Annotated in this window: 18 protein-coding genes; 8 read left to right on the top strand and 10 right to left on the bottom strand. The window is 46.0% G+C overall.

Going from position 1 to position 13,520, the window contains the following annotated elements; translation table 11 throughout:
* Positions 1 to 90: 90 nt before the first annotated feature.
* From J2T58_RS07715 to J2T58_RS07700, 4 genes are all read right to left on the bottom strand, one after another.
* On the bottom strand, positions 91 to 648 hold the full coding sequence (locus J2T58_RS07715) for a DUF2207 domain-containing protein (RefSeq protein ID WP_253488537.1): 558 nt from the start codon (positions 646 to 648) through the stop codon (positions 91 to 93).
* Positions 649 to 1,107: 459 nt separating this feature from the next.
* Complete coding sequence (locus J2T58_RS11230; protein ID WP_253488536.1) at positions 1,108 to 1,263, bottom strand: DUF1328 family protein; 156 nt, start codon at positions 1,261 to 1,263, stop codon at positions 1,108 to 1,110.
* Between the two features lie 166 nt (positions 1,264 to 1,429).
* A complete protein-coding gene (locus J2T58_RS07705; protein WP_253488535.1) occupies positions 1,430 to 1,606 on the bottom strand; it encodes a CsbD family protein in 177 nt (58 codons plus the stop codon).
* Between the two features lie 316 nt (positions 1,607 to 1,922).
* Complete coding sequence (locus J2T58_RS07700; protein WP_253488534.1) at positions 1,923 to 2,429, bottom strand: hypothetical protein; 507 nt, start codon at positions 2,427 to 2,429, stop codon at positions 1,923 to 1,925.
* Between the two features lie 249 nt (positions 2,430 to 2,678).
* On the opposite strand from J2T58_RS07700, the gene J2T58_RS07695 reads away from it, so the two are divergent.
* From J2T58_RS07695 to J2T58_RS07685, 3 genes are all read left to right on the top strand, one after another.
* Complete coding sequence (locus J2T58_RS07695; protein ID WP_253488533.1) at positions 2,679 to 3,803, top strand: ORC1-type DNA replication protein; 1,125 nt, start codon at positions 2,679 to 2,681, stop codon at positions 3,801 to 3,803.
* A gap of 97 nt (positions 3,804 to 3,900) precedes the next feature.
* Positions 3,901 to 4,173 carry a hypothetical protein gene (locus J2T58_RS07690; RefSeq protein WP_253488532.1) on the top strand — a complete coding sequence of 91 codons (273 nt, stop codon included), beginning with the start codon at positions 3,901 to 3,903 and terminating at the stop codon, positions 4,171 to 4,173.
* A 259-nt stretch (positions 4,174 to 4,432) separates the two neighbouring features.
* The gene (locus J2T58_RS07685) at positions 4,433 to 4,972 is read left to right on the top strand and encodes a hypothetical protein (protein ID WP_253488531.1); all 540 of its coding nucleotides are present in this window, start codon (positions 4,433 to 4,435) and stop codon (positions 4,970 to 4,972) included.
* 137 nt (positions 4,973 to 5,109) lie between these two features.
* Here J2T58_RS07685 and J2T58_RS07680 read toward each other — a convergent pair whose 3' ends face one another.
* Positions 5,110 to 5,310 (bottom strand): CsbD family protein, encoded by a 201-nt coding sequence (locus J2T58_RS07680; protein ID WP_253488530.1) that lies wholly within the window; start codon positions 5,308 to 5,310, stop codon positions 5,110 to 5,112.
* 144 nt (positions 5,311 to 5,454) lie between these two features.
* On the bottom strand, positions 5,455 to 5,751 hold the full coding sequence (locus J2T58_RS07675) for a hypothetical protein (RefSeq protein ID WP_253488529.1): 297 nt from the start codon (positions 5,749 to 5,751) through the stop codon (positions 5,455 to 5,457).
* A gap of 133 nt (positions 5,752 to 5,884) precedes the next feature.
* Between J2T58_RS07675 and J2T58_RS07670 the strand changes: the two genes are divergently transcribed.
* Entirely contained in the window at positions 5,885 to 6,076 is a 192-nt protein-coding gene (locus tag J2T58_RS07670) for a hypothetical protein (protein ID WP_253488528.1), read from the top strand.
* Between the two features lie 138 nt (positions 6,077 to 6,214).
* On the opposite strand, the gene J2T58_RS07665 is transcribed toward J2T58_RS07670, so the two are convergent.
* Complete coding sequence (locus J2T58_RS07665; protein ID WP_253488527.1) at positions 6,215 to 6,415, bottom strand: CsbD family protein; 201 nt, start codon at positions 6,413 to 6,415, stop codon at positions 6,215 to 6,217.
* A gap of 571 nt (positions 6,416 to 6,986) precedes the next feature.
* On the opposite strand from J2T58_RS07665, the gene J2T58_RS07660 reads away from it, so the two are divergent.
* Positions 6,987 to 7,943 carry a hypothetical protein gene (locus J2T58_RS07660; RefSeq protein WP_253488526.1) on the top strand — a complete coding sequence of 319 codons (957 nt, stop codon included), beginning with the start codon at positions 6,987 to 6,989 and terminating at the stop codon, positions 7,941 to 7,943.
* 148 nt (positions 7,944 to 8,091) lie between these two features.
* Here the strand turns inward: J2T58_RS07660 and J2T58_RS07655 are convergent, their stop codons facing one another.
* Both J2T58_RS07655 and J2T58_RS07650 read right to left on the bottom strand, forming a co-directional pair.
* Complete coding sequence (locus tag J2T58_RS07655; RefSeq protein ID WP_253488525.1) at positions 8,092 to 8,292, bottom strand: CsbD family protein; 201 nt, start codon at positions 8,290 to 8,292, stop codon at positions 8,092 to 8,094.
* Positions 8,293 to 8,746: 454 nt separating this feature from the next.
* Positions 8,747 to 9,811: an RNA-guided endonuclease InsQ/TnpB family protein gene (locus J2T58_RS07650; RefSeq protein ID WP_253488524.1), complete on the bottom strand. Its 1,065-nt coding sequence runs from the start codon at positions 9,809 to 9,811 to the stop codon at positions 8,747 to 8,749.
* Between the two features lie 323 nt (positions 9,812 to 10,134).
* On the opposite strand from J2T58_RS07650, the gene J2T58_RS07645 reads away from it, so the two are divergent.
* From J2T58_RS07645 to J2T58_RS07635, 3 genes are all read left to right on the top strand, one after another.
* Positions 10,135 to 11,151, top strand: a complete 1,017-nt coding sequence (locus J2T58_RS07645) for an integrase (protein WP_253488523.1) — start codon at positions 10,135 to 10,137, stop codon at positions 11,149 to 11,151.
* Between the two features lie 224 nt (positions 11,152 to 11,375).
* Positions 11,376 to 11,567, top strand: coding sequence for a ribbon-helix-helix domain-containing protein (locus J2T58_RS07640; protein WP_253488522.1), 192 nt, complete (start codon positions 11,376 to 11,378; stop codon positions 11,565 to 11,567).
* Position 11,568: 1 nt separating this feature from the next.
* Positions 11,569 to 12,663 (top strand): DNA-methyltransferase, encoded by a 1,095-nt coding sequence (locus tag J2T58_RS07635; protein ID WP_253488521.1) that lies wholly within the window; start codon positions 11,569 to 11,571, stop codon positions 12,661 to 12,663.
* Here the strand turns inward: J2T58_RS07635 and J2T58_RS07630 are convergent.
* Positions 12,658 to 13,278, bottom strand: coding sequence for an MjaI family restriction endonuclease (locus J2T58_RS07630; protein WP_253488520.1), 621 nt, complete (start codon positions 13,276 to 13,278; stop codon positions 12,658 to 12,660). The two genes, J2T58_RS07635 and J2T58_RS07630, sit on opposite strands and share 6 nt — an antisense overlap.
* Positions 13,279 to 13,520: the final 242 nt, after the last annotated feature.

Raw genomic sequence — 13,520 nt, 5'->3', positions numbered from 1 at the left:
TGTCAGTTACTTGATACTGCTTTGACACGCATTATTTTATGCTTTACTAATATATTGATCTTTTGGCTCAACTAAAATTGTGCGTAAGTCCTACAGGATAAAATCCCGCAGTTTTTTATGAGATGCCAGTCGATGAACAATATATTTTGTCATTTGTACCGTCTGGGTATCGAATAATCGTGTCACGATGAGTCCGATAATAAAAATTAATACCCCCATCAAAAGGGCCAGAACAACACCAATCTGGCCAAAGAATGAGACATAGAAGAATGTGACAACTCCTGCAAGAATCGACATGAGACCAGCCCTGATGATAAAATAAAGCCTCTGCAACCACGTGGAAAGCAACAGTGCTTTAATGACTGCTCGTTTCTCGATCATGCGGTCCGCTCCGGACGAGCCGCTCTCTATCTCAAAAAAGATGTTTTTCGTATAGTTGAGGTCTGATAGCTGCAATATCTTTCTTGCATATCTGGCCTCCGATAACTCCTTGGAACTTGCAGATTCCAGCTCCTCCAAAATCCTCTGAGATATTTCTGATATGTCCTCATTTATTTGAGATTGGTTTTCAGATGCGGATTTTCTAGTAAACATAGTACCTCTCCAGCCCTGGAGGTGCCCCTCGCCTCCTCTGTCAACTGACACCATATAATTATCATTATTCTGCGTTCACCCCACACTCATCCCTGACTGGGGAAGGAGATAATATCCGGATCCGGTGCATCCAGTACTATTGAAATATGTATGTTGGTAGTATATTAATCCGATAATGATCTGAGAGGTGATCTGCCGTGCCAGGAGAATCAAAAGATACGAAGAAGAAAGAAGGTGTGCAGTCAGACACAGAACAGACTCAGCAGGAACCTCTCCATGCACAGCAGAAAACTCCACGGGAAAAGCAATTGAAAAAGGCCAGACAGCAGCAGAGCCAGCAGGAGTGAAAAAAGAGTCGGGAGTCCGTAATCACGGGGGTATGAAATGTGTCATACTCCGGAATAACGTCAATACACCGATGAAAAACCCGGTCAACACACATCTCCGTACAGTAATCAGGAAAAATATTGACCGGAGAAGAGGAGGACTTTTCAAAAAGGGGTGCAGGTTCCGCTACAGGAAAATTGAGATAATCGCAAGAATGATAAAGATGATAACGAGCCACTTTGCGATGGTCATCGAGAACCCGGCAACCCCTTTCGCCCCCAATACATACGCGACAAGCGCTAAGATGAGGAATAATACCGCCAATCCAATTAAATCAGCCACAATACACCTCCTTTGAGGTTATTATACTCTGCATTGATAATGGTGCATCTCATGGTTATTGGTGATGGGAGACGGGTTGTTGTATACCTGTTATCAGGATGGTAGATTACACCTGAATAACCGACACATAGTGCACGGTCCCCCATCACGGGAAGTTCCTGGTAGTTTATTTCGACACTTTTCTCTTGGCTTTTCCAACTCCCTCCTGGGCCTTCCCTTCGACCTGTTCAATCTTCCCTTTCACCTGTTCTTTTTTATTTCCCGTCAATTTCCCTACTTCTTCACGAACCTTTCCTTTTACCTGTTTGCCTTTTCCAACAATTTCGGCCTTATTTTTTCCCATGCTCTCCCCTTCCTGATTTTTTATTTATGATCTGGGCTGTTCCAGATATGACATCAATTACCGATGCTTATATATAAACATTGTTATGGTAAAAAGCAGTATGACTATGCATCATCTGATGCTGCACGTGGACCATGGGCCGGGAACTCCACTCTTCCTAAGGTATGGCTGCTCTCCTGCCTGACCCTCTGGCCGGCCGTGTACTCAGGCATTCATCGAGGAGTGCTTTGAAGATCCGGGAAAAATAGCAATGATTCTGGTTGTCTCTTCCTCCCCAATATCCCAAAAAAGGAGATGAGGTGAGTCTTTCCCCCTTTCAGCAGAGCGCCGGAACGGCGTCTGCCCAGTCCTCGACCGTGGCGAGGATATCCTCGTCCTGGTAGCTTGTGAGCCGGACGTTTCTCCTGGTGAAGGTGAGCGTATAGGTCTCCCCGTTTGGATCACGGCACCTGAGCTGGGCCGAGTAGGTATCCCTCCCAAAGTCGCGGACCGGGTTGCCCCCGACTGCGGCCTTGAGGGTGTTGTCTGCCATGATGGCGTTTGCCGCAGCGGTCATGCCGGCGATCGTCTCTGCGGTGACGGTGGCTGCACCGACCCGCTTCCCGTCCTCGTCAAGGTATGCGATCCGTGCGGTATAGATCTGACGTCCCCGGATGACGCCTGGGATCATCTCCCCGGCCTGCTCATACGGGACGCAGCCGAGGGGGTTGTTCTCGATGACGCTCTCAACGACGGCATTGAATGCCGCGATATCGACAAACGGTGCCGGGAGTGTCCGGACCGCTGTCCTGGTGTTTCGTGTCTCTACAAAGTCTACTGCCATTGGTTGTGGCTCCTGCCAGGCACCGGATGACCCTCCTGTGGGCTCACCGATGCCCCGGCACTAACTCTGTTGTCTCCGGGGGATGATTGCGGAAAGCCGGGCGTGCAGACCGGGAGTGTCTCTCCGGGGCTGGAGATGCGGCCTCTTCTCCGGTGGTTCCGGGGACGGTTCAGGTGCGTCAGGATCGGGACCGCTCACTTTCACCCTGCATGGCTCGCCCCTTAATAGGACCGCTTCCTATCTGTATTCATGATAAAATCACCATTCCTCCTCGCTGATCAGACGCTCTTCAAAAATATCGATGCATTCGAATTTGATTACATCCCTGACCAGGTCCTCTTCCGGGAGGAGCAGATCGCAGAGCTTGCCTTCCGGGTGAGGCCGGGGATCTTTGGCGCACGGCCGGCAAGTGCCATCTGCCGTGGTCCCCCCGGATCCGGGAAGACGACGACGGTGAAACATCTCTTCACCGAGATTGCAGACTCCCAGAAGAGACTGGTTCCGGTCTATGTCAACTGCCAGACCGATCATACCCGGTACTCCGTCTTCTCCCGGATCTACCGGCAGGTTCTCGGCCACGCACCCCCCCGGACCGGTGTTGCGGCGACGGTGCTTGCCGATGCCATTGCAGCATCGATCATCAGGCAGAAGATCGTCGTCCTCGTCTGCCTTGATGACTTTCAGTACCTCTTCTCTGAAGATACCGCAAATGCCGTCCTCTACTCGCTTCTCCGGATGTACCTCAACCATACGGACTGCCGGGTCGGCGTCATCCTCACCACAAGCGAGATGGATCTGGATGTCTCCAGGGCTCTTGATGAAGGGGTCACCTCCTCCCTCTGTGCCGATGACATCTCGTTTCCCCGGTACACCCCGGACGAGATCCGGGAGATCCTCAGGATCCGGGTCCGGGAAGCGGTCTGGCCGGGGGTCATCAGCTCCGAGGTCCTCGACCTCATCGTCTGGAAGACCCACAAGGCAGGTGATCTTCGGGTCGGGCTCGATCTCCTGAAACGGGCCGTTCTGATGGCTGAGCGGAATGCGAGATCCTCGGTGGTCCGGGAGGATATCCTGCTTGCCTATGGGGATGCCCGCCTCATCACCCTGAAGAAGAAGGTCGGGCTCCTGCCGCCGGGGGAACGGACACTCCTCGATCTGATCACCTGCACCGGCGGGGGTGATCCCCTGACCTCGGGCGAACTCTACAACCGGCTGACCGATGATGAGGAGGTATCCTATACCACCTTCTACGAACGGCTGAAGCGGCTTGCGGATCATGGCCTCGTCGATCTCCGGATACGGCAGAAGAAGGGGAGGACGAGCGTCATCACGCCCCGGTATGAGGCTGAGGAGATCCAGGCGGTGAGCGAGTAGGGGTCGCCTCGCATCCCGGAGAAACACATTCGGCCTCCACACAGGCTGATGCCTCATCCCCCCTTCTGCCCTATGATACATCAGGAGGATAGTCTGGATGAACGGGAACGAGAGAGATGCCGGGATGGGGCGGGAGAGGACGACCCGTGATCTCGTCCTCGAGACGCACCGGGATGTGAAATGGATATGCCGGGCGCTTGAGCGGTTCGAGGCTGAGAACAGGGAGTATGCCGCCCGGCTCCGGGCACTTGAGGACTGGCGTTCAGAGACGAGGGGGGAGGAGCGGAGGCGGTCAGCTATCGGGACGCTATCGGGTGGGGTCGTTGGCGGGGCGGTGGCGGTGATTGTGAAGATCTTTGGTGGGGGATGAAGTGTACATCCTCTCTCCCATTCCTCCCTTATAAAGGCTCAGATCTGTCTTAATCGACAAATTTAAGACGATTCTATATTTATATTATTTAATATATTTAAATAATATTATATATTTTAAAGGCAGGGGGTCTCTGAATTAAAAAACAAAGAATAATCCCTCCGATTTCAAATTTAAGCCCAAAGTGTACGATGTTTTTATATCCTCTGAAGCTATGTATAAAGTAACCCCATTAGATTAATGGGGGGGGTGAGAAACTATGGTATACGAAGCAAAGCAGGAAAAGAAGAAAGAGACTGACCAACAGCAGTCTCAGCAGCAGGGTGTCCAGCAGCAGAAGCAGCAGGACCCGCAGGCTCAGCAGCAGAAGCAGCAGGACTCACAGGCTCAGCAGCAGAAGCAGCAGGACTCACAGGCTCAGCAGCAGAAGCAGCAGGACCCGCAGGCTCAGCAGCAGAAGCAGCAGGACTCACAGGCTCAGCAGCAGAAGCAGCAGGACTCACAGGCTCAGCAGCAGAAGCAGCAGGACTCACAGGCTCAGCAGTCTCAGCAGCAGGGTGCCCAGCAGCAGAAGCAGCAGGATGCTCAGCAGGAGGCAGCCAAACTTCAGGAACAGGCGAAGCTCCAGGAGCAGACAAAGCAGCAGCATGAGCAGAATGCCCAGCAGCAGGGTGCTCAGCAGCAGGGTGCTCAACAGCAGGGTGCTCAACAGCAGGGTGCTCAACAGCAGGGAGCTCAGCAGCAGGGAGCTCAACAGCAGAGTGAACAGCAGAAGAAAGCCCAGCAGCAGAATAAATAATCGTCTGTTCCCGGAAGACAACAGAGTGTTCCGACAGCATGGGGCGATATCGGCAGAGGGATGTACTACCGGCACTTCCTTTCTATAGTCCTTATAGGGATAAAAAGATATAAGGGGACCCATCTGGGGTTCCCTGCTTATTTTTTGGCCTTTCGCTTGATCGTTCCGATCTCCTTCTGTCCTTTTCCTTTGACCTGCTCAATCTTTCCTTTGACCTGCTCAGTCCTATCCCCCGTCAGTTTGCGGCCTCCTTCCCGGACCCTCCCCTTGATCTGTTTTCCCCTCCCCCTGATCTCATCTTCTTCTATGGCCATATCTTCATCACTCCATCCTGCCATTTCGGCATCGGTTTCTGGATTGGTTACATCAGACCTTTAAATATAATTCTAAATCTTCAAGAATACTATCCGGGGATGCAATTCGTTGAAATAATGAGATTGTAGAAGAAGCATCAAGAGTCACATCCACGAAAACAAGGATTACTATGATAGTAGTGTATCTGGTGTGTATCGCCTGTAACAGGACTGTGGCACAAGGAAACCCACAAAAATCAGAATAGCACCAAGAGGAATGCAGTATATCACGATCTTCCTATCCCGGCACCTTTCTCCGCTCCATCCCCCTTCTCCAGGGCCCGCCTCCTCTGTCTCCAGGAGTACATCCTCCCCCTCCATTCCTCCCTCATAAAGGCTCAAATCTGTCGTAATCGACGAATGTAAGACGATTTTATATTTATATTGTTTAATATATTTAAATAATATTATATATTTTAAAGGCATAGGGTCACCAAATCAAAAAACAAAGAATAATCCATCCGATTTCAAATTTAAGCCCAAAGTGTACGATATTGTTATCCCCTTTGGAGCTATGTATCAAGTAACCCCATTAGATTAATGGGGGGGGTGAGAAACTATGTCATACCAAGCAGACCAGGATAAGAAGAAAGAGGCTGCCAAACAACAGGAGCAGCAGCAGAGTGAACAGCAGAAGAAAGCCCAGCAGCAGGGTGCTCAGCAGCAGGGTGCTCAGCAGCAGGGTGCTCAGCAGCAGACTGAACAGCAGAAGAAAGCTCAGCAGGAGCAGCAGCAACAGCAGAAGAAATAATCGTCTGTTCCCGGAAGACAACAGCGTGTTCCGGCAGCACGGGCGGGTATTACCAGGAGGATGTACTACCGGCACTTCCTTTCTATAGTCCTTATACGGGATAAAAAGATATAAGGGGACCCATCTGGGGCTCCCTGCCTATTCTTTGGCCTTTCGCTTGATCGCTCCGATCTCCTTCTGTCCTTTTCCTTTGACCAGCTCAATCGTTCCTTCTAACTGCTCAGTCCTATCCCCGGTTAGTTTGCCGACTTCTTCCCGGACCTTCCCCTTGATCTGTTTTCCCCTTCCTTTGATCTCATCTTGCTTAATGGCCATGTTTTCATCACTCCATCCTGCCATTTCGGCATCGGTTTCTGGATTGGTTACATCAGACCTTTAAATCTAAATCTAAATCTTCAAGAATACTACCCGGGGATGTAATTCGTTGAATTAATGGGATTGTAGAAGAAGCGTCAAGAGCCACATCCACGGGAATGGAGAATACAACGATATTTTATCCATTATATCTCGCTTTTAACAGAAATGGGGACCACGGAAACCCACAAAAATCAGAATAGCACCAATAGGAATGCAGTATATCACGATCTTCTATCCTGGCGCCTTTCTCCGTTCCATCGTCCCTTCTCCCTGGTCCAACCCCTCGCCTTCAGGTGTACATCCTCCCCTCACATTCCTCGCGTATAAAGGCACGGATCTGTCGTAATCGATGAATACCAGACGATTGAATAATTACAACGCTTAATATATTTAAATATTATTATTTATTCTGGTGACAGGAGGACCCTGAATTAAAAAAAAAAGAATAATCCCTCCAATTTCAACTTTAAGCCCAATGTTTACGATGTTGTTATCCCCTCTGAAGCTATTTATATATTATCCCAATGATAAAATTTGGGAGGGGTGAAAAACCATGTCATACGAAGCAGATCAGGATAAGAAGAAAGACGCTGCCAAACAACAGGAGCAGCAGAAGATGTTCCAGCAGGGTGCTAACCAGAGTGAACAGCAGAAGTCACAGCAGGGTGCCCAACAGAGCGAACACCAGAAGCCCATGCAGGGGAAGGATGACCGGCAGGGAGCTGAGCAGGGTTCACAGAAGAGCGAACACCAGAAGTCCATGCAGGGGAAGGATGACCGGCAGGGAGCTGAGCAGGGTTCACAGCACGGTGCCCAGCAGAGTGAACACCAGAAGTCCATGCAGGGGAAGGATGACCGGCAGGGAGCTGAGCAGGGTTCCCAGCAGAGTGAACACCAGAAGCCCATGCAGGGGAAGGATGACCGGCAGGGAGCTGAGCAGGGTTCACAGAAGAGCGAACACCAGAAGCCCATGCAGGGGAAGGATGACCGGCAGGGTTCACAGCAGGGAGCTCAGCAGAGCGAACACCAGAAATCCATGCAGGGGAAGGATGACCGGCAGGGAGCTGAGCAGGGTTCACAGAAGAGCGAACACCAGAAGCCCATGCAGGGGAAGGATGACCGGGAGGGAGCTGAGCAGGGTTCCCAGCAGAGTGAACACCAGAAGTCCATGCAGGGGAAGGATGACCGGCAGGGTTCACAGCAGGGAGCTCAGCAGAGCGAACACCAGAAATCCATGCAGGGAAAAGATGACCGGCAGGGAGCTGAGCAGGGTTCACAGAAGAGCGAACACCAGAAGCCCATGCAGGGAAAAGATGACCGGCAGGGAGCTGAGCAGGGAGCTCAGCAGAGCGAACACCGGAAATCCATGCAGGGGAAGGATGACCGGCAGGGAGCTGAGCAGGGTTCACAGCAGAGCGAACAGCAGAAGTCCCAGCATGGGAAGGATGACCGGAAGGGTGGACAGCAGAAGAGTGAAGATAAGAAGAAACCGCACCTGGCTACACAGTAGAATAGATAACCGTCTTTTTTCCGGAAGAGAACAGTGTTTTCCGGCAACACAGGGCGTTATTTGTAGGGGGATGTACTATCCGTCACTTCCTTTCTATTACCTTTATACGGGATAAAAAAGATAAGGGAACCCATCTGGGGTTCCCTGCCTATTCTTTGGCCTTTCTCTTGATCGTTCCTATCTCCTCCTGGCCCTTTCCGACAACCTGCTCAATCTTTCCCTTGACCTGCTCGGTCCTGTTCCCTGTCAGTTTCCCGACCTCTTCGCGGACCTTTCCTTTGATCTGTTTGCCCTTTCCCCTGATCTCATCTTCTTCTATGGCCATGTTTTCATCACTCCATTCTGCCATGGTGGCATTGGTTTCTGGATAGGATATATCAGATGTTAGATTATAAATATATCTGAATACTATTCTTGGCATGTGATTCATTGAAATAATGAGATTGAAGGTGAAACATCAGGAACTCCATTCAATTGCACTGGGATTATAACTGGAAGGAATTGAGGGTACGCTTTCTCCGCAAGTGCCCTTCAAAGGAGTACCTCCACAAAAGAAGAATTGGAACAAAGAGAGGGATAGCGTCCATCCGGATCTCCCCTGCATGGCGGTCATCGGGGGGGCTTGGGTCAAAAAGAAGAGGGCCTGTATTATGCTCCGGATCTGAAACCGCCCGCCCCGGCATCAGTGGTGGAAAGACAGGCAATCCCTATTGAACAGGATACAATGGATATACTCGTCACTGCTCATCCTTATGGTACAGATCAAGGAAGATGATCAGATCCTGCCCTGCATCATAACAATGTCAACTACCCACGGCTAAAGCCGTGGGCTTGCCCTTCCATCTTCCTGAACGCTTCGGTTCAGGACGGAGTGCGATAGGCTGGTTGACATCAGCCCTTGATGCAATGTTTTTTGCAGCGTTAATATCTGCGTTATCCGAATAACCACATTTGATACAGAAAAAGTCGGATTGGGTTTTTCGGTTTTCCCTACTCGTATAACCACAACACGAACATTGTTGAGATGTATATTGTGGATCAACGAGGTAAACCGGGATTCCAACCATATGTGCATTATATCGGATGTACATTGCAATTTCGTAGAACGCCCATTTACCGATTGCCGTTTTCAAGGATTTATAACCGGGAACTTGATCTCGGATACCTGTTAGATCTTCTAACGCGATACCGGATCCAGTGTCTTTAGCTTCCGTTACAATCAGTTTGCTGATACAGTGGTTTGTATCGTTTTTGAATCGGCGTTCTTTTCCACTGAGTTTCTTGAGATGTTTTTTTGCATCCCATGTACAGACGGATTGAAGAATCCCTTTGATACGAGTGTACTTCTTCCTGGATTCTGTACATTGTTTACCGGAGAAGGTTTCACCTGTGGATGTGGTTGCGATATTGACAATACCTAGATCAACACCAATGATATCTTGAGGTTCAAGCTGAGGATCTTCAGGGATATCTACAATCAGTAACAGATAAAACTGGTTCTTGATAAGGACGAGATCGGCTTGACCTCTGACTCGTTTTAGTTCCAGAGGTTGATACCTGCCATATGACATCGTTATCGTTTCTCTGCCTTCAAGAGTTAGGATCGAACAGGTATCAAGAGCCTTTATTGTCAGGATACGTTGATCATAGACAATTGCACCATGGGGTTTGAATTCGTGGTAACAGGATCGATCTGTAAGATAACTTTCAGATACTTTTCCGATAAGTCTTACAACCATTTGAGAAGATAGTTCGAATCGAGGTCGGATGTCATAATACAGGTTTTTGTGTAATTCTATTTTACCAAAAACCTTGTTTCTCCAAGCAAATTCTGAAACGTAGTTACATGCTTCGTTGAATCGCTCCATCGTCGAAAGAAGTTTCTGGAACTGATCTTTTCAAGGGTGGAGCTTCATCTTCATCGTTAGAAGCATTACTATTGGTTTATTTAATCAATATTATTTAGTACTACCTATGGCGGCATTCCTCCCACGACTAAAGTCATGGGTTTACTGCCTGTTTGATCATGACATTATAGAACCTGTTTACCATCATCATGACCATCGATCCAGTATTACTCAAACCGAATGTGATAAAAAAATCATACTATCGACCGGCCCGCCGCCCGATGACAAAAACAAACCGAAAATAGAATGGACTCGTCGTGATTCGAACACGAGATCTCCGCCATGTGAAGGCTCCTTTTTTAAAATCGGAGCAAGGAGAATCGCCCGATTCAAAATATCAGATCATCGAATCAGATCAATTTTCAGAACCTCGCATAAATTCGGAAAACATCGGGATCGAGTCACTACAAGACTTTTACCAACAGCACCGGGATCAGATCATACAATGGTTAAATAAAACTGTTAAGAGCGATACAGCAGGCCAGTATATATCAGCCGTTGATCGCCTCTTAGATGATGAGGATTTTATCAGGATCCCTAAAGACCTTGAGGAGATAGAGATCATAGGGAAAGCCGACCGAGGATTAAGAGCCGTGTATAACTATGTAGAGAAGGAGATGGATCAGGATCTCATATTAGGAGAGCCCTTATCTAAATGGAGACGATACACCCCGATCAAGGCATCAGGAGTAATAGAAGTTTATCCATCCGATCAGGAGATGAGAGAAGCATATACCAGTATCCCGGCATCACACCGGCCATTATTCCTTATGCTTATGTACACAGGGAACCGATTAAGCCAAACGGCCGATGTGATAGCCGCCTTTGATCCCGATGAGATCACCTATACAGGCCCGAATCAGGAGATCGCCCACATAAGCGCAGCAGCACAGGCCAGAGGAACGAAAAAAGCCTATCGTCTCTTTTTCCCGGCCGCTTTTGTACCCGATCTCATCAAGTACAAAGGAAGCCCAGCCAGCAGGGAAGGTTATCACACCCTCGCAAACCGGATTAAACACGGCCGAATCTCAGCCAAGACGATCCGCAAATGGCATCTTAATTTTATGATAGAGAACGGAGTATCAGAGAGCATAGCCGATTACATACAGGGAAGAACGGCCGCCACAGTAGGATCCGCCCACTATCTAAACAAGATAAAAGGAGCCGTAGAGGCATATTTAACCCTGATAGATAAATTCCCCGTCACTTATAAAACACCCATCAAGGAAGCACCAGCACCGCCCCCAGCCCCGGTCATAACCTTGGCCGTAGTTTCTCCAGTCCTTTGTCGTTCTTTGTGATTTTTAGAGTTATCAAGATCACCATGGACGTGTTGATGATCTTTTTAATTAATTTGAATTTATAATATTTAGATTTTGATTAATATGGGCATACTCGAGTACATTATACCGATCTATATCTTGGTTGACCTGGGAGAAATCTAAAAAAAATCATAGAATTCAAAAAAATATGACTCAGTAATAGAAAAAAATATATGTCCTTGTATCTAAATTGTGTATAGGTTGTGTCAAAAATGAGTACATTTAGCAAAAAAAGAGTTCAAGTCTCATTTACAGAAAAGCAATGGAAATTAATAGAATTATTAAAAGGTGAGTTTGGAGATTCTGATTCAGATGTAATTAGGAATATTGTAATTAGTTGGCTTTCGGAAAAATCATTCGTTACTACAAGTGCAAAAGAAAAAATGAGGGATTAATATGAAAACATCGCATAAATTGTACTTTGAATGTTCATCAGATATTAGTTCATGTATTGATGAATCCGTCAATTTAGTTGTTACTTCACCACCATATCCAATGATTGAGATGTGGGATGAACTTTTTTCACTATCTAATGAAAAAATTTTAGATGCACTAAATAATTATGATGGGGAAAGAGCTTTTGAATTGATGCATAAAGAATTAGATAAAGTATGGATCGAAGCAGATAGAGTTTTAAAACAAGGAGGATATTTTTGCATCAATATTGGTGATGCAACGCGAACTATTGGCAAATCATTTAAATTGTATCCAAACCATGTAAGAGTTTCTGAATGCTTCAATAAATTAGGTTATGACACACTTCCATGTATCATTTGGCGCAAACCCTCAAATAAGCCAACAAAATTTATGGGCTCAGGAATGTTAGCTCCAAATGCATATGTCACAATGGAGCATGAATATATCTTGATTTTTCGAAAAGGATCAAAAAGAACTTTCCTGAATTCAGAGCTTGAGAAAAGAAGAAAAAGTGCTTATTTTTGGGAAGAGAGAAATATTTGGTTTTCTGACGTTTGGATGGATTTAAAGGGAGTTTCACAAAAATTAAATCATACTAATCTTAGAAAAGTAACCGCGGCATTTCCTTTAGAGTTAGTATATAGATTAATAAACATGTACTCAATTCAAGAAGATATAATATTAGATCCTTTTCTTGGAACCGGAACAACAACGATAGCAGCTATGTTATTAGGAAGAAACTCAATTGGATGTGAAATTAATCCTCAATTTGAGAGCATAATAAGAAATCGCTTTAAAAATCTACAAGAGGATAATTTTACTCTTTATAGGGAACGAATCGAAAAACATAAAAAATTTTTAGAAGAAAAAAATTTCAAGAGTGAACCGAAGTATTTCTCAAAAAACTATGGATTTCCTGTTGTCACGAATCAAGAGGTAAATATTTCATTTCCATTAGTAACAAAAATCTATGATAAATCATCAACTGAAGTAATAGTTGAATATAATGACAATACAAATTTAGAATCATTTTTTGATATTAAAAAAAATAGTGTATTATCGGATTTTTTATAAATTACATTCTTTAGTATATATGTACATATATGTGGGCGTCTGTTTATAATATATAGTCTCTATATTGATATTCTCTCGCACAATGGGCTTCTGAGAAAGATATGTATGTGGCTTGATTTGTACGGGTCTTCCACCAATGAAACCATCAATATTTTGGCTTTCTTCTTCAGCGGTTGCATTTTTCCACGATGTTTTTCTCTCATTTGCCACATATTTCAAGATCATTTCTTGGATAATTAGGCCTAAGGCGGTTTTTTCGATAACTAACTCTTCCACCCATTCTCTAACCATATTTCGATCGATAAGACCACAAGCATGGTTTAAATTTTTTATCATTGGAAAAATTTTGTCAGTTGCGTTATCTATTGCATCTGGATATTGCTTTTGGTACCATTCTCTCCAGCCAGAAAAAGACTTATCAGGACATTCGACAATTAAAGACGTCATTTTTCCAACAACTTCTGGTCTTGTACCTTGAGAATTTTGATTAGCAAGATTCATAATTTGTGTTGTATATTTAGGGTAGGTGTGATTATTCTTAATAATGCTGCCAATCCCCTCTTCTAAAGGAATTTTAACTACCTGATAATCTTTTAACAGACTATTGTCTACCATATTCATTAAGAACTTTAACACAACATTAAGCTTCTTATTAAAATTTTACTATTTTATTTGAATTTGTTTATTGGAAAAAAAATCCTCTTTTATGTTATGATCCGTAATTTCTCAATTATAAACCTGACTATCCGAACTGCTTACATACTCTAATTTTTTCCTGTGTCTTAATTACAATTTGCTCACCAGTAATACTATTAAATTCGAGTACATCATGTCTATCCAGATCCCGATTGATCAGG

It is taken from the genome of Methanocalculus alkaliphilus (genome assembly GCF_024170505.1).
In the GTDB taxonomy this organism is placed as follows: Archaea; Halobacteriota; Methanomicrobia; order Methanomicrobiales; family Methanocorpusculaceae; genus Methanocalculus; species Methanocalculus alkaliphilus.
This window is presented reverse-complemented; position numbering and strand designations above follow the sequence as displayed.